Origin of the sequence: Methanohalophilus mahii DSM 5219, assembly GCF_000025865.1 — an archaeon.
Classification (GTDB): domain Archaea; phylum Halobacteriota; class Methanosarcinia; order Methanosarcinales; family Methanosarcinaceae; genus Methanohalophilus; species Methanohalophilus mahii.
Genome location: NC_014002.1, coordinates 285661 through 309759, shown reverse-complemented (window position 1 = coordinate 309759; position 24099 = coordinate 285661). Strand labels below are relative to the sequence as shown.

Genomic DNA, 24099 nt, shown 5'->3' with positions numbered 1-24099 from the left:
AGTCAACTCCGGATATATCAGGAAAAAGCAGATGCTTTGTCAAAAATGAACATATTACATAAATATCCGGATAGTTATGGAATTTCGTCCCCTACAAGTTCCTTATCGATTTTATTAATCAGATGACTCACTTTATCATACCACTGGTCAACACTTTCCTGAAGCATTCGCCTGACCTCTGCAGGGTTTACAGCCACGTATTCATAAAAATAACCCCCTACATCAATGGTATGGGTTTCCCTGTAAACGAGTCCGCAGGAGATCAGGTTCTGGAGAGAACGATAAGCTGTACTGCGCTCACGATCCAGATACTTCCCGAGTTTTTCGGCTGTCAGAGGACCATTGGAAAGCAGTATCTTATAAGCCTTTAGATCCAGGTCTTTTAAGCCCAGAATACACTTGGCAACATCATCGCATTCACAATTCGCTTTCAGCATTTCCGAAATTGAACCCGTCATTTTAAAACTCACCTGAAGCCCCATAAACAAAGTTGCACAGATTATACAAAACCATACTAATCAAATCGTTAATTATATATATAGTTTTTCAGCAACGGTAGTCAAGTGACCCCAATAATACCAGAAAATGAAAGGTCCGATGAACCGCTTGATACAGAGAGATTAATATATCATCCGGATATGATACGTGCCAATAAGTGGGTCCTCAATGAATATGAGGCCCCTACGCGCAAATTCTGCATATTCGTCCCCTGTTCTATGAGAAAACCCTATCATACGAGTCCATCCCACAGGATGTATGACAGGATCATTTTTGATTTGCTAAAACCCGAAGATGTTCATATAGTAGTTTTCGGAACCTGCGGAGTAACCCCACGGGAAATAGACACTGAATATCCTTTTACCGATTACAAATTCATGATGGGCAAATGCAATGTGGCAAAGATCAAGCGGGATTTTATAAGTATGGAAAGCAAAAGAATTGCAACATACCTCGAGAAGACCCGTGACAATTATGGCCACAGGATAGCCTACTGCACAGGAGACTTCAGAAAGGCGATGCTCAAGGGTCTTGAGAAAACGGATATTGAAGTAAATATCGTCCCCCGACAAAAAACAATGGAAGAGCACATCCGCCCCAACAAGAGATTCATTTACGGCAGCCTGAGCCAGAAAGGATATCTTCAGGACCTCTCCGATGCAATCACCGATAAATTGGGGATTGAAAGAAGAGTCGTGGGAATTGACCCCGAGTGTTCAGAAAACGATAATGACTGGTATCTTTTGTGAACAAGAGCAAAGGTGCAAAGTCAATTGCTGTATCACATCAATAAAATATACGCAAAGAATAAATAAAAAGAGATACTTTTCCCACCAATACTGATTTGCTTATTCAAAAAATACATTAGAAAAATATTGCAAGTACAATAATGTGTAATGTGGTTTATGTGGATATTTTAGAATTTAATGCACCCGTAAGCAAATCAAAAATATTTGCAGATATGATCCAGCATTCCACAGATGCCATAATATATACTACTCCTGACTTTACCATAAATTTCGTAAACCGATCTGCAGAAGAGATGTTCGGATGGACCCTGCCTGAAATAAAAGGCAAACCAATAACCATACTCCATGACCAAGAGCTGACCTCACAACAGAAAAAAGAAATGTTTTCAAACCTCTATTCAGGAAAGGCTCATGAGATTGAAGGTTCGAGAAAACGCAAGGATGGAAGTACTTTCTACTGTCAGATTAAAATATCACCCCTTTTTACAGAAAAATCCAGAATATATGGATACATGGGAATAATAAGGGATATCACTGAAGAAAAACAGAATGAAGACAGTTTGGTTAAAGAACTCGATCTCTTGACCGGTCTAATTGGTACTGCCAGAGTGATTGTGACCGTTCTTGACAGACAGGGAAAAATAGTATATTGTAACCCACATACGGAAAAAATCACCGGCTACAAACTTAAAGAAATAAAGGGAGACGATTGGTTTTCCAGATTCATACCTGTAAGAGAAAAGGAAAGAATCAGATCCGTATTCAAAAAGGCGATTTGCGGCCACCCTACTAAAGGCAATGTCAACCCCATTGACACAAAAGAAGGTAAGGAAATCATTGTCGAGTGGTATGACACAGCATTAAAGAATGATGAGGGAGAAGTCACCGGCCTTCTTTCCATCGGAAATGACATTACACAAAGAGTCGAAGCTGAAGAAAAGTTAAAGACTATATATGAAAACATGCCCGGTGGCATCTTGATGATAGGCCAGGATTACATTATAAAAGATGTAAACTACCGTACATGTGAGATTACAGGCTATAAAAGGGAAGAACTCGTAGGACAACTATGTGACATTGTTTGCCCAAAGGGATCCAGCTCAAAACAGTGCCCCATATGGGAAGACGGACAGGAAGAATTCAGGGGAATGGATACCTCAATAAAGTGCAAAAACGGAATAAAAAAACCTATATTGAAAAATGCACAGGAAATTACCATAAAAGGAGATACATACATTCTGGAACTATTTCAGGATATTTCGCAACGCAAGAATGCCGAAGAAAATGCCATCGAAGCAAAAAAGGCTGCAGAACAGGCAAACCAGACCAAAAGTGAATTTCTGGCAAACATGAGTCATGAACTGAGAACACCTTTAAATTCGGTGATTGGGTTTTCCGATATCCTTTCAAAAGAAGTAAGAGGGAAACTCAATGACTCACAGAAGAAATATGTGTCCAACATTACCAAAAGCGGCAGTCACCTGCTAAGCCTGATTAATGATATTCTCGATCTTTCGAAGATAGAAGCCGGACAAAAACAACTTGAATACAGTAGTTTTGACCTGCATGAAGCACTGGATGAAATCAGCATACTGATCAAACCTCTCATATCCAAAAAGAATATAGACCTGCAAATGGATTTACCTCCTGAAGATAGCAGGGTGTATGCTGACAGGAAAAAATTCAAACAGATTATGTACAACCTGCTGAGCAATGCATCCAAGTTTACCCCGGATAAAGGAACAATTACAATTGTTGCCAATCAAGAAAAGGACAAATTGAAAGTTGCAGTCCAGGACACCGGCATGGGAATACCCGAGGCCGATCAGGCTACAATTTTTGAACCTTTCCAGCAGGTCAAATCCGCCAAATCCAGTGAATATAAGGGCACAGGACTGGGACTTTCCCTTGCCAGGGAACTAGTGGAAATGCATGGTGGCCAGGTCGGACTGAAAAGTGAGGTTGGGATGGGAAGCACATTTACATTCACAATCCCGGATAAACCGAATACGAATTGATAATTAGAAATTATACAAATTATAAACTGACATGTATCACTTCATCCCAGGCTTTTTTGAGACTGATGTCAGTACCACCATCCTCCATGAGAATGTCAAGCATCTTGTGCACAACATCCGAATTATGGACAAGCACACAATCTTCACAGCTCCAGACCCTGCTGCCTGTAGTGCTATCTATCCATTTACCCCCGGTGCGCGTATCTTCGCATGGGTAGAAGGGGCAGAAACAGAAAGTGCAATCCTGCCCTTCGAAATGACAGGGATAGTACTCACAGGTATTGCGGCTTGAAGAACATCCGCAAGAAGCATCTTTGATGGTTTCCTTCAGTTTTTCCTCGGCATAATCCTTGCCGGATTCTGTAAGGACCTCTCCGATAGTATGAATCAGTATATCCGTTTCTTCAGGAGGCCGCACTGCAAGACGGATATAATCTTTTTCCATCAGCGGGAAAGAACTGCAATCCCTGATAAGCACACCATGTCTTGCAAGTCTTTCTGTAAGTTCTACAGAATCCATAAGGAGCTCGGAGATATCCACAAGTATATAATTTACAGAACTTGAATGAGGATGGAAACCATAGATATCATTCAGCCTCTCTACGAGATAATCCCTGTATTGGGTTATCTTCTGGCGGGACATATCCATGAATGGTGATTCCATACCACCCTCCATCTCCATTAAAGCGCATCCCACCCCTTCGGCAAGAGAACCCATATTCCAGGGCAGACGGGCAGTATTCAATTTTTCAGCCATTGCCTCAGATGCAACACCAAATCCCATACGTATACCCGGCAGTGCAAATGATTTGGTAAGTGACCTCATTACGAAAACATGATCATTAGAGATGGCAACATCAACTACAGTACTTGATATATCGGATAGTTCAATAAAAGCCTCATCAACAAAAAGCAGAGTATCTGTTTCTGCACAAAGCCGTGCAAGGCGCAGGACATCTTCTCTTGCAAGCAACTTACCGGTAGGATTGTTGGGATTGCACACAAAAAGAATACGTACCGATTCCAGCGCGTCCGCAGAGATGGAAAGCAGGGATCCTACCGGATAATACACAATTTTCGCACCGGCCACCCTGCATTGCTGTTCATATTCAGCAAAGGTAGGCTGGGGAATCATTACCTCATCCCCTTCATTGAGAATACAGCCGGCGACAAGCCTGATGATTTCCGATGAACCATTACCGGGGACAACATTTACAACACCTGCACCCCCTCCTACAAAAGAGGCCGCTGCAGTTCTATATTCAAGATAGCGATTATCAGGATATTGCCCCATTCTTTCAAAGGAAGTGGCAAACAGATCCTGCAGGTCCATACCCCATTCAGGATTATCAAAGGGGCTGCCCAGAGGATTCAAACTGGCACTAAAATCCACTATATCGGACAGGGGAATGGAATATTGTTGTGAAGTCTTCCGGATAAGTCCGCCATGGGTTGAAGGAATTAACTCAAGTATATTTTCTTTGAAGGGGAGCATATGATTATCATCTGCCGGCTTTAATTGGTGTTTTTCAAGATGCATGAAGTTATATAAAGCAATTTTTAGCAGCGAACTTATTATTAATATAATTTATGATAGGAAACTGTTATTCCCCAACATAAACCCATAAAGTTAAATACAAATTCAAAGAAATAAAGCAGACTATCCTGTGGAAACCTGATCAGGTAGATCAAATGGACTCTAGATCCATTCAGCCGGGTTAGATTCCCGGGGTTTCCGCCAGTAAAATAGAAAGTGACGGTCTGGATATGTTGCAAAATTAGACACCTCAACAAATGTAGATATCAGAAGTCGCCCCTATAGCAGGAGTAATCCCCTATGGAAAGGAAACCACTAGATTTACTTATAGACACCAACGGAGTGTGGCTCTCTAGGAACGGGTTACTTCATGGTGTAAAGAACTTCGAGGTGTCAAGAAACCATATTCATATCACTACTGACTGCCAAAGCCGCTTTACAGTACGCAATTCAAGAAGAAGTCGCTCTGCAAGGGCGCTACGCAACAATAAATATCGCAAAGCATGCAAAAACTGCAAACTTTCCGATGAGCGTATTACTCGTTTTGTCACAAAAGATTTTGGCAGGGGAAGCCAGGCACGTGTTATCACATCTTCAAAAACAAAAAAGAGTAAATCTCCAAAGGAAGCAGTGGTAAAATCTGTATCCAGCAAGGCAAATGAAATGCCACCTGTTGTAGAGGCAAAAAAAGAAAAGCCTGTAAAACCGGATTACACGCCTGCCCAGAAGAAAAGGATTACAACACTGCTTAGCCCTGCAGACGACCTTAGTTCAATAAAAGAACTCCCCACCTTCAAGGAGCTGGAGACAGAACTTGTTAAAAAAAGAAAACAAGACCTGCGCCAGATGTATGAGGATGACCGCAGACATCAGCTGGCCCAGCTCGAAAGGGACATCTCCCTATTTTTAATAGAAAAAGGATTCATGGAAGTACGTACTTCTGTCCTGATACCTGCCAAATTCATTGAAAGAATGGGCATCACAGAAGAAGACCCCCTCTACAAGCAGATCTTCCGGGTGGATGAGAATACATGCCTGCGGCCCATGCTTGCCCCGGGATTATATAATTATCTTCACAATTTTGATAACATAATGCCCGACCCCCTCAAGATATTCGAGATCGGTACCTGCTACAGAAAGGAATCCGACGGCAAAGAACATCTTGAAGAGTTTACAATGGTTAATTTCTGCCAGATGGGTTCGGGATGCACAAAAGAAAACCTGTTAAATATTATCGATGACCTGCTCAAATATCTAAACATCGATTACGAAGTAATCTCGGATAATTGCATGGTGTATGGAGATACCATTGACATAATGCATGGGGATATGGAAATATCTTCAGCCGTTGTGGGACCCATTCCACAGGACCTCGACTGGGGAGTGACCAAACCCTGGATGGGTGCAGGAATGGGAATTGAGAGATTACTCAAGGTAAAGCACAAATACACAAACATAAAGCGCTCAAGCAGGTCTATTTCATACTATAACGGAATTACAACCAATCTCAGGTGAATAATTTGTTTGAAAACATGGACAATGAACAGCTGGATAAATTTGCATCCTCAATAAATAAAGGATACCAGCTCCAAGACCAGGAGATAAGAGACCTGCTGGCCATAGAGGATGAAGAAGAGATGCAGAAGCTGTTCCATGTGGCACGCATGGTCCGTGATAACTTTTTTGGGAACAAGGTATTTCTGTACAGTTTTGTGTATTTTTCAACATACTGCAAAAATCAGTGTTCATTTTGCTATTATAACTGTAAGAACAAGATCCACCGCTACAGGCTCACACCCGATGAGATCGAAAAGGTCTGTGAGGCGCTTGAAAATGATCCTATCCACATGGTAGATCTGACAATGGGTGAAGATCCTTACTATCACGATCATCCTGAAAAACTGGTCAGTGCTGTGCGGAAAGTTAAGGACAAACTGGGCCTTCCGATCATGATCTCCCCGGGAGTTGTGAGAAAAGATACCCTAAAGCAGATGTATGATAACGGGGCCGATTTCCTGGCACTGTACCAGGAAACTTATGATCAGGAATTATACAACAAGCTCAGGGTTGGCCAGGTATACGACCAGAGAATAAACTGCCGCCAGGATGCAAAAGAAATTGGTTACTGTGTAGAGGACGGAATCCTTACCGAAATCGAACCTGAAGCCGAATCAACTCTTATATCCCTCAAAGGCCTGCGTAAATCAAATCCCAATATGGTACGTGTAATGACATTTGTACCTCAGGAAGGCACACCTCTGGCAAGCCGAGAACCCGGAAGCAGCAAATCAGAACTAAAAATCATATCGATTCTAAGACTCATGTTCCCGGACAGGCTGATCCCTGCTTCCCTTGACCTTGAAGGCATGGAGGGTATGGTTTACCGGCTGGATGCAGGAGCAAACGTTGTGACATCCATCATTCCTTCCGGTTCCACCCTGGAAGGTGTGGTTAACTATGACAGAGAACTGACAGAACGCAATCGTGATGCATGGAGTGTTGTAGAGAGACTTCAAAGTATGGGAATGGAGCCGGCAAAGCAGGAAGATTTCAATCAGATACTGGGAAGGTAGAATGAAAACGATATGTCTGATTGGGGGCAAACTGCAGGGCTTCGAAGTGGCTTATCTTGCCAGAAAATCCGGGATTCGGGTACATCTGGTCGACAGGAAAAACAAGCCACTGATACATAATTGTGTGGATGAACATTTTTGCTTTGATATTACAGAAAGGCCGGAAAGGCTCATAGAATTATCCCGCCACTCAGATGCTATAATCCCGACAAATGAAAACCTTGACACCCTTCTCTTTTTGAAAAAAATAGAACCAGAACTACATTGCCCCCTTCTTTTCGATTTTACCGCTTATGATACCAGCATGGACAAAAAACGTTCAAAGGAATATTTCAAATCGATAGATATACCCATTCCTTCGGAAAAACCCCAAAATCCTCCTTATTTTGTGAAACCCCCCTGCATGAGCAGCAGTAAGGGGGCACGCATAATTGACAACGACAGTGAACTGGCAAACATTGATGATTCGATGGTCATTGAAGAATATGTACCCGGACCAGTAGTTTCACTGGAAGTGGTGGGAGACGGGAACAATTTCATGATCGGTCAGCAGACACAGGTACATATTGACCAGGAACATGATTGCCATCGGGTCACCCCGATGGAGACTGACCCAATTTTCAGGGAGATCACACATCTGCTGGCCAGCAATCTATACCTTAAAGGAATCATGGATGTGGAAGCAATACTCTCCCCCGAAGGAATCCGGGTTATTGAGATTGATGCACGTTTTCCCAGCCAGACACCTACCGTAGTATATCACAGTGGTGGTGTAAACCTGCTCGAATGGCTAATGGGAAGTTTTGCAGGAAAAATAAAGGATAACAAACCTCTTCCTGTTGGTAAACAATGTAACTATGAGCACCTGATGGCAGTCGATGGGAAACTTATCCCTGTTGGGGAACATGTTCTTTCAGACGGTGATGACTACCGGCTATTCCATGAATCAAACGGGTTGGAAATATTCAAATGCAGGGGAAAAAGACAAACCTATACCCTGATATGCACTGGCGCTACCCGGCATGAGATGTGTTACAAAAGAAAAAAAGCAATTCAACTCATCAAATCCGATATGAAGCAGTAAAAGGAGGATAAATATGGCACTACTTACACCACAAGATCTGGAAGGACTTACAAAACAGCTTGAGTACAATAACAATACTATCAAAAAAGCAACCGGAATGGACATTGCTGACATATGCAAACAAATATACAGCACCACTCTTGACGGAGAAAAAGTAGGGATTGTGCCTATAACTTCCGGCAATGGGATCATTAGCAATTTTTCGTCATCCCTGCTTACGATAACCGAATATTTCGGTCTTGATGGTGATATAACCGAGCATCCCGATGTTACCGGGTACTATGAAGCTGTTTCCAGTGATGCCGATATAATATTGATGGCAGATGACCACATTTTTATTGCGCATAATATGAGAAACGGCAAAATTGCAACCAATCATGTATGCACCGGTGTGGTTTACGCGGAGATTGCCTCCCGTTACAAATATGCCGATTCGAAGGATATACTTGTAATCGGCCTGGGAAGAGTGGGTTATGCAGGGGCACAACATCTTGTAAAAAAGGATTTCGATGTGTATGCCTATGACCCAAATCGGGAAACTCTGGAAAAAGCGCGCAAGGAACTGGGCATCATACCCTATGACCCCGAAGAAAAACACAAGTTTTCCATGGTCCTGGAGGCTACACCAAACCCCAACACGATCTCAGAAGGCATGGTGGCAGAAAGATGCCTCGTATCCACACCTGGAATCCCCTGTGGTTTACCTGAAGACATCGGGAAAAAGAACGAAATCGATCTGGTAATGGAACCTCTGATGATTGGCGTGGCTTCAATGATTTATGCTGTTATGTAAGGCAAAGAGAGCCCCAAGACAAAAACAGGTATATTGATAGCGTTTTTTTAATGGAAAATTCAACATGAAAAGATATATATATGCTAAATGCGTAGCCAGATTACCTTTTAGAATAGAAATAAGTTTTAAGGAGTAAAGGTTATGGTTGAATATACACCCAAAGAGAGATTAGCACGCGTATTTGAAGGTAAAGAAGTAGACAGGATGCCTGCTATCTGTGCCACCCAGACAGGAACAGTAGAACAGATGGATGCAGTAGGTGCTTACTGGCCAGAAGCTCATGAAGACCCTGTAAAAATGGCAGCACTGGCAGAAGCAGGACACACTGTTGTAGGATTTGAAGCAGTGCGTGTTCCTTTCGACATCACAGCAGAAGCAGAATTTTTCGGATGCGGAATCAAGCCAAGTACCAAGGAACAGCAGCCATCCGTAATCAGCCACGTTGTCAGCAAGGCCGAAGATCTCGAACAATTCGAAGGGTACAACATCGAAGACGGCAGGATCGGAAACGTATGTGAGGCAGTCAAGATCCTCTCAGACAAATACGGCGACGAACTTCCAATCATCGGCAGCATGATCGGACCCTTCTCCCTCGCACAGCACCTTAACGGTGACTCCTGGTTCATGAACATCATGACCGACCAGGAATTTGGTCTCAAACTCATGGAATTCACCACTGAGTTCTGCACCCAGTACGCCCTCAAACAGGTCGAGAACGGTGCCGACACATTTGCAATCATTGATCCAACAGCCAGCTACCAGCTTATTGGTGCTGATTTCTACAAGACTTTCGTAGTTCCATTCCACCAGAAGATTGTTGAAGCACTCCATGAGAAGGGCATACCATCCATTCTCCACATCTGCGGAGACACAACAAACGGACTTGCGATCATGGAAACCTGCGGTGTAGACGCAATCAGTGTAGACCAGAATGTCGACCCTGCAGCAGCAGTTGAAAATGTGGACAAGGCCCTCATCTTAGGTAACCTCGACCCTGTAAGTGTCCTCTGGAACCAGGGCGAAGACAATGTCGAAGGCGTCAAGGAAGAATCCAAGAACGTTCTCGATGCAGGAGTACAGCTTCTCGCACCGGGTTGCGGTATTGTGAGCAAGACTCCAACCCAGAACCTTCAGGCAATGATCGAAGCAGCAAAGAACTGGACATACTAAGTCCAGTCTTTTTCTCTCTTTTTTATCCCAATTTGTTTTCCAAAAGTAACTACCTTTACTGCAGCATTTTTCTGATATTCTCTTTAAATAACACAGATAACGTGAATGTAGCATAAGAGATTTTATATAATACCTTTATGAGAAAACTATAAGTATTTCCTCTCTCATGTGATTAATATAGTATATTGAGAGGGAAAAATCATGAAAATCTGTATAACTTCCAAAAATAATACATCGGACTCAGAGATCGAAACTCGTTTTGGCAGAACTCCTTACTTCATAATTGCCGACACTGAGAACGGAGAATTTGAAGCAGTAGGGAACCCTGCAGCAGGCGCTACAGGTGGTGCAGGCATACAGGCTGCCCAGGAAGTCGCAAAAATGAAGGCAGATGTTTTGATCACTGGCAATGTGGGACCTAATGCCTACGAAGTCCTTTCCACAGCAGGGATAGAAGTCGTAACCACTTCTGGCGTATCAGTAAAAGAAGCAATTGAACAGTATAATAACGGAACTCTGGGAAAAGTATCAGGTCCAACTGCCAAAGCACATGCAGGTATGGGTCGCGGACAGGGAAGAGGAGGAAAAAAATGAAAGTATGTATACCGGCAACCGAGAATAGTGGAATAGATTCACCCGTAGGCCAGCACTTTGGCAAAGTCCCTTATTACACAATATACGACAGTGAAACTGGAAAGGTGGATGTTCTGGAGAATACCAGTGAGCATATGGGCGGTGTTGGATTACCTCCCGAATTACTCGCAAATGTAGGAGTTGAAACCATGCTCTGTGGAGGCCTGGGATGGAAAGCCGTTCAGATGTTCGACCAGTTCAGCATCAAAGTTTTCGTGGGGGCACAGGGAAAAGTAAATGATGCCATAGAAGCCTGGAAAAATGACAGGCTCGAGCAAGCTGGTGCAAACAACTCCTGCAGTGGCCATGATCACGAACACTGATGTGATCATATGGCAGATAAAAAATGGTTCTTAAAAGATAATATTGTAGATACAGGCATGTGTACCCTTTGTGGTGCATGTGCTGCTATTTGTCCATATGACCTTATACGTTTTGATGAAAACGGACCGCACCTTAAAGACGAGTGCTACAGGAATGGAGAAGGAGCATGCAAAGATGTATGCCAACGGGTAATGACCGATGCTTCCCGGATTGCACTTAATGCTTTTGATTTTAAGGCAAAACCCCCCAGCTTGTTGGGTCAATACGAAAAAATAGTGTCTGCAAGAGCAACAGATGAGGATCTCATCAAAAAAGGACAGGACGGAGGAGCCGTCTCTTCCCTTATTGCATACTGTATTGATAATGGGCTCATAGACGGAGCCATAACAACAGCCGGTTTTGCCAAACCTGCAGCAAACATAATTGGAGAAAGGGAAGATATAACTTCATCCCAGGGAGCCAAATATTCAACAGTGCCTGTATTATCCGCCCTAAGGGATCAAAAAGATAATTTCAACAAAGTAGCAGTCGTAGGAACTCCATGTCAGACCTATGGCGTCCGTAGAATGCAATATTTCAATGGCCTTAACGTGCACCCTGTCGAAAAAGGAATGGATGGGGAAAGTGCCAATACTCCTAAAATTGAATATGTAATTGGCCTCTTTTGCATGGAAAATTTCAATTATCACAAGTTATCCGATTTCCTGGAAAAACAGGGAATCAAACTTAACGATATTAAAAAATATTCCATTCAACTTGATGAAATGATTATAACCACGGATGAGAAAAATATTGAAATCTCCCTGAAGGACCTTCAGGATTGTGTTTGGGATGGCTGTAAGATTTGCAGGGACGCAGTATCAAAGGTCGCTGATATTTCTGCAGGAAGCTCCGGTTCTTCAAAGGGGTGGACTACATTGATAGCCCGCAATGCCAAAGGATTGAAATTGCTTAATGATGCAAATGAAGCGGGTTATATTGAGATATCAAATGAAGTAGATATTGAAATGACAAAAGAACTGGCACAATTCAAAATCAGAAAGTTCCGTCATGAACTTGACAAACGTCTCGATTCAGAAAAAAAAGTCAGCTACTACTGGGTTCGTGACTATCCGGGTGTAAGGCCAGAAATAAATGGAACCAACTTTGTCAAAATAAAAACCGATTCAGGGATTACCACACACGAATATCTGGGAAAAGTTGCAGAACTTGCCGAAAAATATGGTGACGGTACACTGGAAATGACTGCAAGGAAAAGTATCGAGATCCAAGGTGTGCCTGGAAGAAACATTGATGATCTTATGGCAGAGGTATACGACGCGGGATTGAAGACAATCGGAATGGGATATGCTACAGCATGCCCGGGAATGGATTATTGCCCCGAAGGCCTGGTGAGTACAAAAGAACTTGCCAACAAACTTACAATGCATTTTGCCCAGAAATTGACGCCACATAAAATGAAAGTAGGTGTCGCAGGCTGTCCAAATAGTTGTGTCCGCGTAAGAGACCATGACATAGGTATAATGGGCCAGCTCATGCCTGTCATTGATGAAACAAAGTGCACTGGCTGTGGAAGATGTACCGAACTATGTAAATTTAATGCTATATCCATAGAAGGAGGAAAAGCAGTTATAAACCGGGATCTTTGTGGAAATTGTGGATGGTGTGTCAGAGGATGTCCCCATGAAGCTGCCCTGGAAGATAAACGCGGTTACTCTTTATGGATAGGAGGTAATGGTGCACGCCGTCCTACAGAGGGAGTATTAATCAAATCATTCTGTGACGAGGAAGAAATCATAGAGACGATCAATGATATAGCTAGAGCATTCATAAAATACCGCACAAACCCCGGTAAAGAAAGATTGGGGAATATTATGGACAAAATAGGCCAGGGAACTCTTATCAAAGAAATCATGGAAAACTGAAGTGAATAACTATGAAAATAACTGTTGCAAGCGGCAAAGGAGGAACTGGAAAAACAACAGTTGCTGTTAATTTCTTCCTTTCCGTTCCAAAAACCAGCTTCCTTGACTGTGATGTGGAGGAGCCAAATTCCAATCTGTTTTTACACAACGAACTTGAAAAAGTAAAAGAAGTTACAATCCCAGTTCCTGTAATCGATGAGCAAAAATGCGATCATTGCGGCAAATGTGCTGATTTTTGCAATTATAATGCACTTGCAGCACTGCCACAAAAAGTGATGGTATTTCCCGATCTCTGTCACGGTTGTGGAGGCTGTAGTCTCGTCTGTCCCCATGATGCCATCAGTGAAACAGGAAGGAACATAGGGGACATAGAGCGATCCCTTTCAGGACAGTTCTACACGGGAATTTTGAATATAGGGGAAGCAATGGCATCACCCCTGATAAAAGAACTCAAGGCCTGTGCGGGTGAAAATACAGTAATAATGGATGCCCCCCCTGGCACAGCATGCCCGATGATCACAACCGTTGAAGATACTGACTATTGCATCCTTGTTACCGAACCTACACCTTTTGGACTCAATGACCTGAAACTGGCAGCGGAGGTTGTCCGGGAAATGAGAATTCCTGCGGGAGTGATAATCAACCGTGCAGGAGTAGGCTACGGGGGGGTTGAAGAATACTGCCAGCAAACAGGCCTACCTGTCATAATGAAAATTCCCTATGACCGCAGAATAGCTGAAGCTTATTCAGAGGGCATACCTTTTGTTGAGACAATGCCACAATGGAAAGAAAAATTCCTGCAGATGTTTGAAACTATAAAGGAGGGCGTTAGATGAAACAACTCACAGTAATCAGTGGCAAAGGAGGTACCGGCAAAACCACCCTCACTTCTTCCTTTGCAGCTCTTGCAGAAAATGCCACTATTGCAGACTGTGATGTCGATGCTGCCAACATGCATCTGCTGCTGCAACCTGAAATAATAAAAACCCATGATTTTACCGCATTACCTACCGCAATCATACACCCCGAACTGTGTACAGGATGCGGGATATGTGTTGATCATTGCAGGTTCGGGGCAATAAAGGAAGGTTTCGAAATCGATCCGTACATATGTGAGGGTTGCGGCGTCTGTGAGTATGTCTGCCCTGCCGACGCAGTGACAATGGAATATAATAAATGCGGGGAAGCCTATGAATCAAAAACCCGTTTCGGACCACTCGTACATGCCAAACTCGGGATAGGGGAAGAAGCAGGAGGAAAACTTGTCACACTTGTCCGGGAAATTGCCGAAGAGGTATCTACAAAAAACAATTGTGACACAATAATCATAGACGGACCACCGGGTACCGGTTGTTCGGTAATTGCAGCCCTTACAGGCGTGGACATTGCCCTTGTAGTCACCGAACCCACCGTAGCCGGAATACATGATCTTAAAAGAGTGATAGAAGTGGCAGAACATTTCGATATACCATCTCTTGTTTGCATAAACAAATCCGATATAAACGACAGAAAAAGAAGAGAAATAGAAAAATTCTGCACACAGAAAGGGATTAAAATTGCAGGTGAAATCCCCTATGATACAACACCCACCGAGGCAATGGTGAAGGGAAAAACAATTGTGGAATATACCGACAATTCTTTTGCAAAATGTGTCGTAGAAGTATGGGAAAGAGTAAAAGAAGAGATGTAATCATGAAATGTGCAGCCTGCCAGAATAAGGAATGTCGCAACGGGAAAGATTGCAGTGGAGTTGCAAAAGATATCGAATATACCGGTGAAGACCTCGACTGTATGCAGGTTGCAGCTGCTATCGAAGGGCAATATTATATGCAAAAAACCCGGCTGGAAGAACTCATCCTTTTTGCCAAAAAAATGGGTTACCAGAAACTGGGAATTGCTTTTTGTATCGGACTGGCCAATGAAGCAGCAACTATCACCCGAATCCTGAATAAGGATTTCGAGGTTTATTCCACCTGCTGCAAGGTCTGTGGTATCCCGAAGGAAAGATATGAACTTGAAAAGATACATCCCGAAAAATTCGAAGTTACCTGTAATCCGAAGGGACAGGCCTTCTTACTTGCCGAAAAACAAACCGAGCTCAATATCATCGTTGGCCTCTGCATGGGCCATGACATTATATTTACCCGCAACAGTGAAGCCCCGGTAACCACCCTGATTGTCAAGGACAGGGTGCTTGCACACAATCCCGCAGGTGCAATCTATTCCGGCTATTACCTGCGCAAAAAATTCAATCTGGAGGATTGAATATGCAACTTTCGGTTGTTTATGATAATAATGCAGCTGAAGGTTTTCATGCAGGATGGGGATTTGCCTGTCTGATTCAACAGGAAGACACTACGCTTCTTTTTGATACGGGTTGGAACGGGCCCGCACTACTGGAAAACCTAAAAAAAGTGGGAATTAAACCCTCAGACATAGACATACTTATCCTCTCCCACCAGCACTGGGACCATATAGGAGGGCTGTCTGCAATATTACATAATTCAGCTTCCCTGGAAGTTTATGTACCCCAGGCATTCTCCCCAAATCTCAAAAAGGAGATAGCCAGACGTGCCCATCTTATCGAAGTCACAAGATCCCGGCAGCTCTGCAAGGGGGTTTTTACCACCGGTCAGCTGGGAAGCAGCATAAAGGAACAATCCCTTATACTGCAATCTGAAGATGAATTATACATTATAACCGGATGTGCCCATCCGGGATTAGGGGGAATAATTGACAGCGCTGCCAAAATGGGTCATGTCACAGGTGTACTCGGAGGCCTACACGATTTCAATGACATGGCCAAATTGGGCCAACTTTCATACATAGCAGCCGGACACTGCACATCCCACCAGGATGAGATCAGACGCAAATATCCGGCAAATTTTGCATACATTTATGCAGGATACTCCGTAGACATATGACAATACAGCAAGAACTATATTCTAAGATTTCTATAATGTTTAATCGGAGGATACGTATGTTATCAAAGATACCAATTGACCTTGATGCTGTAGAGGATGAGAACATAGATAAGGAGATCTTAAGGGCTGGCATTATAGCCGAACTTGATGCTATCAACCTCTATGAACAGATGGCCGAACTTGCTTCCAGCGAGGAGATCCGGGCAGTGCTATTGGACATCGCAAAGGAAGAGAAGACCCACGTAGGAGAATTCCAGACCATGCTGCTTGAATACGATGATGAGCAGGGGGATGAACTGGAAGCAGGCAGGAAAGAAGTTGAAGAAGAGATTCTCAAATAAAGGAGCTTAAGGACTTTAACAATCCGGGGGTGGAGTGATGGAAATTGTACCCACCATCGGGCTTGATCCTTTTTTATTTAATTTTCTGCAAAAACTCATCCTATCCCTGATGATAGGTATAATCATCGGGATAGAAAGAGAACATAGAAGAGCAGAACATCCGGTTTTTGCAGGTGTGCGTACATATGCCCTTGCTGCTGTCACAGGCATGCTGGCAACAATTGCAGGAAAAACAATCGGTAATGATATTATAGTTGCCGCGGCCGTTTTGATAATAGCATGCAGTATTGCCCTGATATACCGTACCTACACTATGCGGGGCAAGCTGGGCATGACAAGTGCTCTTTCTCTCTTCTGCACCTTTCTGCTGGGAATACTGGTAGCAAACGGTAATTACCTTTTTGCTATTGCCGGTGGAGTTGCAATAACTTTCCTGACTATTGAAAAACGCCCCCTCCATTCTTTTGCCCAGAATCTTTCCAATGAAGATATCCTGAACAGCCTGCAGTTCCTTGCCGTGGCTTTCATCCTGTATCCCCTGGTACCTGCTGAAGAACTATGGGGCATTGTGGATCTTAAAGCTACAATCCTTATTGTCGTACTCGTGATGTTTATTGGATTTATCAGCTACATTTCCCTCAAACGCTTCGGAGCAGGAGGAGGCATATCCTATTCTGGATTGTTGGGAGGATTTGTGAGCAGTGAAGCCACCACTGCGGCCCTGGCTTCGATAGCAAAGGAAAAATCCGGGTTTGTAAACGCTTTTTACATCGGGATCCTTTTATCCAACCTTTCCATGTTCATCAGTAACCTGTTAATTGCCCTGATTGTAGATAATTCAGGCAAGACCACCCTGAATATGTTACCTCCGCAATTATTGATGATACTGGTAGTAATAGGGATTTTCTGGAAAAACAAGAATATATCTAAGAAAATGGAAGGAACCCTTGACATCGGTTCCCCCTTTGCTCTCAAGCCTGCACTGCGTTTTGGAGCAATCTTTTTGGTATTACAGATCTTTGCAACTTTTGCCAACGAGTACGCAGGAACGTATGGCACATATGTAACTGCACTGGGAGGTGTCGCCAGCAGTTCGGCAGTGACAGCTTCGATGGCATCCCTTGCAGTAAAAGGAGAAATTTCGTACATGCTGGCTGGCGAAACCGCAGTCATTGCCGGTATTGTGAGCACACTCAACAAAATCACATACATTCGGATTGCAGGTGCATTGGAACTTGAAAAAAGAGCCCGTATGACATTGATGATATTATCTATTGTGGGAATTATCGGGCTTGTTGTATGGATATATGCAGATGTTAAACCTGTCTTCTGAGCAAAACCTCATAAGACTTAAATATATTTTTAATTAAACTCCCACCATGGAAAAGATTACAGGGCTTGAGCTTTCTCCACGTAAAATAGAATATCTCAAATATATTCATAAGAAAAAAGAAAATGTACGCACCAATGAACTTTCAGCCCACCTTCAGGTAGACCCTTCTACAACAACCAAAACAATCAATGAACTTGCAGAGGAGGGATACGTCAATCATGTACCTTATCGTGGAGTAAGACTTACAGAGAAAGGGAAAGAATATGCTGCTTTTCTGATTCGCAGACACAGGATATTGAGCCTTATGCTCAAAAACTATGGCCTCTCACCTGAAGAAGCCTGCAGTGAGGTGAAGCGTTTTGAAAGTTTTGTTTCCCTTCAGGCTATCGATACCATATGCAGTACCATGGGCCATCCGACTATGGGAGTGTGTGGCAAAATAGAGCACCCCCACTGTGACGTATAAAGTTAAATGTTCAACTCCTTTATTCTGGAAAGAACCGCCAGGGCATCTTTTCTTTTGATATCGACTTCCCTGTCACGACAAAAATCAAGTAAAAATGCTGCTGTTTTCTCATCCAGCATTCCTTTGTCCCGGGCACTTTTTATTATGCCGTAATAGCTCCTCAGAGAATAATGGGTAGCTTTTGCAATATCCAGCAGGAAGGCCTCCTGACCGGCCGAAATGATGCCCTCATCCATAGCAGAGAGGAAGGTACACCGGATATTCACAAGCGGAGCAGAAATGGACTCATAGGTCTCAGGGTTTGTGGTGACCGCCACTTCATCATCATCTTCAATAACACCATCGCGATACCATTCATAGATTTTACCCACACCTATCATTCCGTGGCGATCCATTTCGGATGCACGCAAAGCTCCCATGCTACATCCACCAACAATTGTTACATTTTTGCGCAGGGCTTCCAGTATTTCCCTGTGACCAACTGCAGCCCTGTGGAAAAAAATACCATCAATGATACCAATCAAATCATAACCCTGTTTTACAGCCTGTGTAACATCCCCGCGCTTAACTGGGCCGTGGACGGTTGCACCACTGAGTTTTCCTGCTTCTTCAAGGCCTATACTGGTGCCGGCAAAAACTATTGTTTTCATACTTTTGGCCTGCGTTTCCAGGGTTTTTCTTTTTCAGGGCCTTTTCTTTTGCCTACCAGCCGTATCCTTTTACCAACCCTTTCACGATCAAGAGTGTATTGCTCAAATCCGGGAATTATTACCCTGACTACAGGTATATTGATAGAACTGCGACTCAGATCCACAACAACAGCATTGCGAGCAATCTTTTCCAGATGGGACAGAACGGTATTGATGTTTCCTGCAGGTGTCGGGGAGGAAATATCCTGCATATCTGCCAGGGATATCTTATCCACACCTTCCTCATACCAGTAAACGTTCATCCTTCTCATACGTTCATAACCAATCTTGCGGACCAAGTCTTCCCGGGTTGTATCCTCACGTGCCCCGTGTATCTGGACAACACGGGACTGTGCAGCCTCAGTAATAGCACGCATAACAGCAATATCCGGCCTTAGATGAGAACCCGCCCCCATGACCAGCAGAGCTGGGTCTTTCAGCTGTACATCATCCGTAGCAGCGACCACTGTTGTGACAGGGGTGTCATGTAGCAAAACCCAGAGACGAATATCCACACCACTGTCCCTGAAGGCTTTTAGCATCTCATAGGCATGCCCGTCTTCTTCAGTTAGCACAAGTTCCATTCCTGGATTGCGGTTGAATTCGGCCATACTCAGAGCATCCCTTTCAATTACTTCCAACAATCCGTGCAGGATGGCTTCTTCCATCACATTACCCGATGCAAGGCCATTGGTATTGCTGCGGAAAAGATGGGCGGACATCCCCGGAGCATCATAGGGATGATAAACAGCATTAGAAGGTACGTATACCTCATTTCCTGAAAGCAGGTCAAAGCCTTCTGTCCATTCGATCAATGAAGTAGAATCAAGGGGTTGTGGCATCAGGAATTCTTCAGGATGAATCAGGTCATGATGGACGCCAGCTTCTTCCATTGTGGCCATGAATTCATCAGCAGCTACATTTTCGTCAATGTCCGCATTCACCCCGTTGCGTTCTGCAAGACAGCGTTCGTAGCATTCCATTATCGTGGATATACGGGCCTGCTGTGGGTTGACCCCTTTACCGGAATAAACGGAGATGGCACCATCCGCAGCTGTGGGCCGGATGCCTGAAAATACAGGGATACCCAGCCGATCAAGATCAGTGATATTGGCAATACGGGTCACACCAATTTTGTCCAGGCCTCCACTGGCCTTTTCCAGGGTTGCTTCACCATCCAGCACCCTCTGGCTGTCTCCTGCATACTTTACATAAGGATCAATGTCTATGATAGGCATGGAAGGGAAGTCTCCTGCATCTCTAATAATCCTTACGATAAAAGGTATTGCAAGGGCAATTACATTGCAATTACAAACAATTTATTAGTAAATGTAAGGAAAATGAGAATTGTACATCAATGTAATTCATTTCCATACCCCGGCCAAAAACAATCAACAAACAAATATATATAGAAAGAACACCTATAAAGTTGTTTAATATTCTAATATGCTGCTGATGCCTGAGGGGTCATGTATGGCGGCAGAGTATTGAAATTGAAGAAGACAGGAGGTTATACTATATGACAACTATAATGAAAAAACATGATATTCTAGGATGTGAAGACAAGAAGGGAAAATGCCATTCAGTAGTCGGAGGACATACAGAAGGCAAACTCAATGAAGATGATAAGGAACTCTACCACTTTATGGTAGGCGGGATGCAGGCCAAATAATCTGCAAAACCTATTTTACTCTTTATCAATAACTTGCCTGCATGTATGATGTAGAGAATATACGTGCAGATTTTCCCGTATTAAAGGATAACATCTATCTGGACAATGCCGCCACCACCCAGACCCCGGTGCAGGCGGTAAGGGCCATGGAAGAATATTTCTTCAAGTATGCGGCAAACCATGGAAGGGGAGCCCATCACTTGGCCCGCCAGACCACTGATCATTTTGAAAATGCCAGGGAAACAATAGCTGATTTGCTAAACTGTCCGGCAGAAAATACCATTTTTACCAAGAACGCAACCGAAGGCCTCAATCTGATAGCCCGGGGCATAGAATGGCAGGATGGCGACCACATAATAACAACACTGATTGAACATCACTCAGACCTGCTCCCATGGATGGAACTCAGGGAAAGGGGAGTTGAACTTACCATTGTGGAACCGGACAATGAAGGCCATGTGTCCGTGGAAGCCCTGGAGCAGCATATCCGCCCTTCCACACGCCTTGTTGCGGTTACCCACATATCCAATTCCTTCGGCTCTATACAGGATGCGAACGGCATCTGCAAACTTGCCCGGGATCACGGCAGCCTCTGCCTGATAGACGGTTCCCAATCAGCAGGGCACATGCCGGTGAACCTCAAACAGATGGATTGTGATTTTTTCACCACCCCTGGGCATAAAGGCTTGCTGGGCCCCCAGGGAACCGGTGTTACATATATCAAAGAACCGGAATTAATCAAGCCCCTCATTATAGGAGGAGGAGCGGTAAGGTCGGTCACCACCACCGGCTACGAACTGGAAGAAGCACCTGCCAGGTTTGAAGCGGGAACACCCAACATTCCGGGAGGAATCGGACTGGGCAGGGCTGTGAAATATGTTCAGGAAATAGGTGTCAGCGACATCGAGAAACATGAAAGACGACTTGCACAAAATGCCGCATATCGACTTGCACAAATAGAAGGAGTGGAAGTATACGGCCCTCCGGACAGGGGTGCAGTTGTACCTTTCAATGTCCTGGGGCTTAATCCACATGATGTGGCAATGATACTGGATGAAACAAGACAGATTTGCCTGCGCAGCGGTTACCACTGTGCCATGCCAGGGATTGATTTCATGAAAATAGAAGGAACGGTGCGGGCATCCTTTGCCCTGTATAACACCGAAGAAGAAGTTGATGCCCTGGTGGAAGCTGTTGAGCAGATCACCACCCTGGCCTGATTTTATTCCATCATCAATCGGGTGAGAGAAGCACGAGCATCCTTTATCTCATCCAGACCTACTTCTATGTGATCAGTGTTTACTGTAATCCTCACACTGTCGCCTCCGGTGGTACCGACTACAATGTGAGGGATATTGCCAAGCTGTGCAGAGACTACATGTGGATCATCTGTTGCAAGGAGAGCCCTACCGTGGGATTCGGAAAAGAGCACAGCCTCTGTGGACATATCTCCGGCAATCTCAGAGAGATCCACTTCTAACCCCACATTCCCGCACATCTCACAAAGAGCAGCTGCAAGTCCGCCATGTGAAATATCGTGAGACACAGAAACCTTACCTTCCCTGATTGTTGTGATAAGGGACTCAACTATATCCACCATATCAGCCGGCACCTGAGGGACATCCCCTGCATTTGGAGTCCGCCTGACATTATAGTATTCCGAACCACCCAGTTCTGCTTTTGTGGTTCCCACAAGGATGACAGACTGACCAGTCCCTGTAAATTGAGAAGATGGGACAGTGGAAACATCCTCCACTTCCCCCACCACACCAATTGCAGGAGTTGGCAGGATTGATGTCTGGTGCTCCTCGCTCTCGTTGTACAGGGAAACATTACCCCCCACCACCGGAATGGAAAGCTCGCGTGCCGCATCAGCCAGTCCATTTATGGCGTACTTGAATTGCCAGTAGATGTCAGGCTTTTCAGGATTTCCGAAATTCAGGCAATCCAACAGGGCCAGGCCACGCCCACCCTTTACAGCAAGGTTCATTGCATTTTCAGCAAGGGTTCCCTTTCCTCCTTCGTAAGGATCAAGATATGTATGCCTGGGATTACATCCACATGAAAGAGCTATGCCCCTGTCACCGACAATTCGCTGGATAGCAGAATCACTTCCTGGTTTGGCTACGGTCCGTATCTGGACCTCATGGTCATACTGGCGGTATATCCATTCTTTTGAAGCCACATTGTGAGATGCAAGTACATCAAGAATTGCCTGTTTCAGGTCCCCTGTTGCATCCGGCACAGGATCTTTTTTAACTGTGAATGGCGTTGAAGGACGCTCAAAGGTGGGTGCACCTTCGGTTAATAGATGAATGGGAATATCCGTTTCAGTATTACCTTCAAAGTCAACTGTAAAATAAGGTCTCTCGGTCAATTCGCCGATGACAGCCCCATTCAGATCATATTTTTCTGCAAGTTGGAGCATATAGTCCACATTTTCAGGTTCCACCTCGAAAAGGATCCGCTCCTGGGATTCTGCTATCATAATCTCAAAAGCGTTCATTCCTGCTTCTCTCTGGGCCACCCTGTCTGCAATTATATGAATACCCAGATCACCCTTGGAAGCCATTTCAGAGGAAGCGCCTGCAAGCCCGGCAGCTCCTAAGTCACGGCAGGATTTTACGACACCTTCTGCAACCGCTTCAAGAGAGAGTTCAATAAGAAGTTTTTCAGTAAATGGGTCGCCTATCTGGATGCTGGGCCGATCCTCTGCCTCGGCACTTTCGGACAGATCCCTGGAAGCAAAAGAGGCACCCCCCAGACCATCACGTCCGGTAGTGGAGCCAATAAGTATGATCTTATTACCTGCCTTTTGGGCAGTGGCAGTTACAAGCTGGTCTTCCCGGGCAAGCCCCACACATACAACATTAACCAGAGGATTGCCACTGTAGCTTTCATCAAAAAATGCTTCACCCCTTACAACCGGCACACCTATACAGTTACCATACCCTCCGATGCCTTCGATAATGTGCTCAAACAGATACAGATTCTTAGGAGTGTTCAGGGGGCCAAAATAGAGAGGATCCATAAGGGCAATTGGACGGGCACCCATGGAGATAATATCACGGACAATACCTCCCACACCTGTAGCCGAACCATTGTAGGGATCGACATAGGACGGATGATTATGGCTTTCCATACCCAGAGCAAGTACCCAGCCATCACCAAAACGCACAATTGCAGCATCATCACCAGGACCTATGATTACACGGTCACCGGTAGTTGTAAAACTCTTAAGCAGGGGGGCACTGGAGCGATAGGAGCAATGTTCACTCCAGAGATTGAGAAAACAACCCTGCTCCACGTCATTCGGCTGCCGTCCCATCTTTTCTACAATGATCTTCAGGTCATCTTCAGGTAGCATGTG

Annotated in this window: 24 protein-coding genes; 19 read left to right on the top strand and 5 right to left on the bottom strand. The window is 44.3% G+C overall.

The window, feature by feature from the left end:
• Window positions 1-74 precede the first annotated feature (74 nt).
• The gene (locus tag MMAH_RS01410) at window positions 75-458 is read right to left on the bottom strand and encodes a helix-turn-helix domain-containing protein (RefSeq protein WP_013036762.1); all 384 of its coding nucleotides are present in this window, start codon (window positions 456-458) and stop codon (window positions 75-77) included.
• A 105-nt stretch (window positions 459-563) separates the two neighbouring features.
• Here MMAH_RS01410 and MMAH_RS01405 point away from each other — a divergent pair, with 105 nt between their 5' ends.
• Window positions 564-1247: a DUF5591 domain-containing protein gene (locus MMAH_RS01405; RefSeq protein WP_013036761.1), complete on the top strand. Its 684-nt coding sequence runs from the start codon at window positions 564-566 to the stop codon at window positions 1245-1247.
• Window positions 1248-1405: 158 nt separating this feature from the next.
• Window positions 1406-3265, top strand: coding sequence for a PAS domain-containing protein (locus MMAH_RS01400; protein WP_172632565.1), 1860 nt, complete (start codon window positions 1406-1408; stop codon window positions 3263-3265).
• Window positions 3266-3284: 19 nt separating this feature from the next.
• Here the strand turns inward: MMAH_RS01400 and MMAH_RS01395 are convergent, their stop codons facing one another.
• Entirely contained in the window at window positions 3285-4805 is a 1521-nt protein-coding gene (locus MMAH_RS01395) for an aminotransferase class I/II-fold pyridoxal phosphate-dependent enzyme (protein ID WP_013036759.1), read from the bottom strand.
• Window positions 4806-5102: 297 nt separating this feature from the next.
• On the opposite strand from MMAH_RS01395, the gene pylSc reads away from it, so the two are divergent.
• From pylSc to MMAH_RS01320, 15 genes are all read left to right on the top strand, one after another.
• Window positions 5103-6317, top strand: a complete 1215-nt coding sequence (gene pylSc, locus MMAH_RS01390) for a pyrrolysine--tRNA(Pyl) ligase large subunit (protein WP_013036758.1) — start codon at window positions 5103-5105, stop codon at window positions 6315-6317.
• A 5-nt stretch (window positions 6318-6322) separates the two neighbouring features.
• Complete coding sequence (pylB, locus tag MMAH_RS01385; protein ID WP_048902069.1) at window positions 6323-7375, top strand: methylornithine synthase PylB; 1053 nt, start codon at window positions 6323-6325, stop codon at window positions 7373-7375.
• A 1-nt stretch (window position 7376) separates the two neighbouring features.
• The gene (pylC, locus tag MMAH_RS01380; protein WP_013036756.1) at window positions 7377-8459 is read left to right on the top strand and encodes a 3-methylornithine--L-lysine ligase PylC; all 1083 of its coding nucleotides are present in this window, start codon (window positions 7377-7379) and stop codon (window positions 8457-8459) included.
• 13 nt (window positions 8460-8472) lie between these two features.
• Window positions 8473-9252: a 3-methylornithyl-N6-L-lysine dehydrogenase PylD gene (pylD, locus tag MMAH_RS01375; protein WP_013036755.1), complete on the top strand. Its 780-nt coding sequence runs from the start codon at window positions 8473-8475 to the stop codon at window positions 9250-9252.
• Between the two features lie 141 nt (window positions 9253-9393).
• A complete protein-coding gene (mtbA, locus tag MMAH_RS01370) occupies window positions 9394-10422 on the top strand; it encodes a methylcobamide:CoM methyltransferase MtbA (RefSeq protein WP_013036754.1) in 1029 nt (342 codons plus the stop codon).
• 201 nt (window positions 10423-10623) lie between these two features.
• Window positions 10624-11016 carry a NifB/NifX family molybdenum-iron cluster-binding protein gene (locus tag MMAH_RS01365; protein ID WP_013036753.1) on the top strand — a complete coding sequence of 131 codons (393 nt, stop codon included), beginning with the start codon at window positions 10624-10626 and terminating at the stop codon, window positions 11014-11016.
• Window positions 11013-11378, top strand: coding sequence for a NifB/NifX family molybdenum-iron cluster-binding protein (locus MMAH_RS01360; RefSeq protein WP_013036752.1), 366 nt, complete (start codon window positions 11013-11015; stop codon window positions 11376-11378). Before MMAH_RS01365 ends, MMAH_RS01360 begins: the two co-directional genes overlap by 4 nt.
• Before the next feature lie 9 nt (window positions 11379-11387).
• The gene (locus MMAH_RS01355; protein ID WP_013036751.1) at window positions 11388-13304 is read left to right on the top strand and encodes a Coenzyme F420 hydrogenase/dehydrogenase, beta subunit C-terminal domain; all 1917 of its coding nucleotides are present in this window, start codon (window positions 11388-11390) and stop codon (window positions 13302-13304) included.
• Window positions 13305-13315: 11 nt separating this feature from the next.
• Complete coding sequence (locus MMAH_RS01350; protein ID WP_013036750.1) at window positions 13316-14140, top strand: ATP-binding protein; 825 nt, start codon at window positions 13316-13318, stop codon at window positions 14138-14140.
• On the top strand, window positions 14137-14994 hold the full coding sequence (locus MMAH_RS01345) for an ATP-binding protein (RefSeq protein ID WP_013036749.1): 858 nt from the start codon (window positions 14137-14139) through the stop codon (window positions 14992-14994). Before MMAH_RS01350 ends, MMAH_RS01345 begins: the two co-directional genes overlap by 4 nt.
• 2 nt (window positions 14995-14996) lie before the next feature.
• Window positions 14997-15569: a DUF1847 domain-containing protein gene (locus MMAH_RS01340; RefSeq protein WP_013036748.1), complete on the top strand. Its 573-nt coding sequence runs from the start codon at window positions 14997-14999 to the stop codon at window positions 15567-15569.
• A gap of 2 nt (window positions 15570-15571) precedes the next feature.
• A complete protein-coding gene (locus MMAH_RS01335) occupies window positions 15572-16228 on the top strand; it encodes an MBL fold metallo-hydrolase (RefSeq protein WP_013036747.1) in 657 nt (218 codons plus the stop codon).
• A gap of 56 nt (window positions 16229-16284) precedes the next feature.
• Window positions 16285-16569, top strand: coding sequence for a ferritin family protein (locus MMAH_RS01330; RefSeq protein WP_013036746.1), 285 nt, complete (start codon window positions 16285-16287; stop codon window positions 16567-16569).
• 37 nt (window positions 16570-16606) lie between these two features.
• The gene (locus MMAH_RS01325; protein WP_013036745.1) at window positions 16607-17902 is read left to right on the top strand and encodes an MgtC/SapB family protein; all 1296 of its coding nucleotides are present in this window, start codon (window positions 16607-16609) and stop codon (window positions 17900-17902) included.
• Window positions 17903-17948: 46 nt separating this feature from the next.
• Window positions 17949-18368 (top strand): metal-dependent transcriptional regulator, encoded by a 420-nt coding sequence (locus tag MMAH_RS01320; RefSeq protein WP_013036744.1) that lies wholly within the window; start codon window positions 17949-17951, stop codon window positions 18366-18368.
• 2 nt (window positions 18369-18370) lie between these two features.
• On the opposite strand, the gene MMAH_RS01315 is transcribed toward MMAH_RS01320, so the two are convergent.
• The gene (locus MMAH_RS01315) at window positions 18371-19018 is read right to left on the bottom strand and encodes a TfuA-related McrA-glycine thioamidation protein (protein WP_013036743.1); all 648 of its coding nucleotides are present in this window, start codon (window positions 19016-19018) and stop codon (window positions 18371-18373) included.
• Window positions 19015-20295 carry a YcaO-related McrA-glycine thioamidation protein gene (locus tag MMAH_RS01310; RefSeq protein WP_013036742.1) on the bottom strand — a complete coding sequence of 427 codons (1281 nt, stop codon included), beginning with the start codon at window positions 20293-20295 and terminating at the stop codon, window positions 19015-19017. Before MMAH_RS01310 ends, MMAH_RS01315 begins: the two co-directional genes overlap by 4 nt.
• A gap of 281 nt (window positions 20296-20576) precedes the next feature.
• Here MMAH_RS01310 and MMAH_RS10420 point away from each other — a divergent pair, with 281 nt between their 5' ends.
• Window positions 20577-20729, top strand: coding sequence for a hypothetical protein (locus MMAH_RS10420; protein ID WP_013036741.1), 153 nt, complete (start codon window positions 20577-20579; stop codon window positions 20727-20729).
• Between the two features lie 41 nt (window positions 20730-20770).
• Complete coding sequence (locus tag MMAH_RS01305; RefSeq protein ID WP_013036740.1) at window positions 20771-21949, top strand: aminotransferase class V-fold PLP-dependent enzyme; 1179 nt, start codon at window positions 20771-20773, stop codon at window positions 21947-21949.
• Between the two features lie 2 nt (window positions 21950-21951).
• On the opposite strand, the gene purL is transcribed toward MMAH_RS01305, so the two are convergent.
• Entirely contained in the window at window positions 21952-24096 is a 2145-nt protein-coding gene (gene purL / locus MMAH_RS01300) for a phosphoribosylformylglycinamidine synthase subunit PurL (protein ID WP_013036739.1), read from the bottom strand.
• Window positions 24097-24099 lie beyond the last annotated feature (3 nt).

Coding starts and splice junctions, on each gene's coding strand:
- pylC (WP_013036756.1), top strand. CDS start 7,377: ATGAAAACGATATGTCTGATTGGGGGCAAACTGCAGGGCTTCGAAGTG.
- mtbA (WP_013036754.1), top strand. CDS start 9,394: ATGGTTGAATATACACCCAAAGAGAGATTAGCACGCGTATTTGAAGGT.
- MMAH_RS01330 (WP_013036746.1), top strand. CDS start 16,285: ATGTTATCAAAGATACCAATTGACCTTGATGCTGTAGAGGATGAGAAC.
- pylSc (WP_013036758.1), top strand. CDS start 5,103: ATGGAAAGGAAACCACTAGATTTACTTATAGACACCAACGGAGTGTGG.
- MMAH_RS01395 (WP_013036759.1), bottom strand. CDS start 4,805: ATGCATCTTGAAAAACACCAATTAAAGCCGGCAGATGATAATCATATG.
- MMAH_RS10420 (WP_013036741.1), top strand. CDS start 20,577: ATGACAACTATAATGAAAAAACATGATATTCTAGGATGTGAAGACAAG.
- MMAH_RS01345 (WP_013036749.1), top strand. CDS start 14,137: ATGAAACAACTCACAGTAATCAGTGGCAAAGGAGGTACCGGCAAAACC.
- MMAH_RS01350 (WP_013036750.1), top strand. CDS start 13,316: ATGAAAATAACTGTTGCAAGCGGCAAAGGAGGAACTGGAAAAACAACA.
- pylD (WP_013036755.1), top strand. CDS start 8,473: ATGGCACTACTTACACCACAAGATCTGGAAGGACTTACAAAACAGCTT.
- purL (WP_013036739.1), bottom strand. CDS start 24,096: ATGCTACCTGAAGATGACCTGAAGATCATTGTAGAAAAGATGGGACGG.
- MMAH_RS01315 (WP_013036743.1), bottom strand. CDS start 19,018: ATGAAAACAATAGTTTTTGCCGGCACCAGTATAGGCCTTGAAGAAGCA.
- MMAH_RS01410 (WP_013036762.1), bottom strand. CDS start 458: ATGACGGGTTCAATTTCGGAAATGCTGAAAGCGAATTGTGAATGCGAT.
- MMAH_RS01310 (WP_013036742.1), bottom strand. CDS start 20,295: ATGCCTATCATAGACATTGATCCTTATGTAAAGTATGCAGGAGACAGC.
- MMAH_RS01365 (WP_013036753.1), top strand. CDS start 10,624: ATGAAAATCTGTATAACTTCCAAAAATAATACATCGGACTCAGAGATC.
- MMAH_RS01325 (WP_013036745.1), top strand. CDS start 16,607: ATGGAAATTGTACCCACCATCGGGCTTGATCCTTTTTTATTTAATTTT.
- MMAH_RS01355 (WP_013036751.1), top strand. CDS start 11,388: ATGGCAGATAAAAAATGGTTCTTAAAAGATAATATTGTAGATACAGGC.
- MMAH_RS01340 (WP_013036748.1), top strand. CDS start 14,997: ATGAAATGTGCAGCCTGCCAGAATAAGGAATGTCGCAACGGGAAAGAT.
- MMAH_RS01305 (WP_013036740.1), top strand. CDS start 20,771: ATGTATGATGTAGAGAATATACGTGCAGATTTTCCCGTATTAAAGGAT.
- MMAH_RS01335 (WP_013036747.1), top strand. CDS start 15,572: ATGCAACTTTCGGTTGTTTATGATAATAATGCAGCTGAAGGTTTTCAT.
- MMAH_RS01320 (WP_013036744.1), top strand. CDS start 17,949: ATGGAAAAGATTACAGGGCTTGAGCTTTCTCCACGTAAAATAGAATAT.
- MMAH_RS01360 (WP_013036752.1), top strand. CDS start 11,013: ATGAAAGTATGTATACCGGCAACCGAGAATAGTGGAATAGATTCACCC.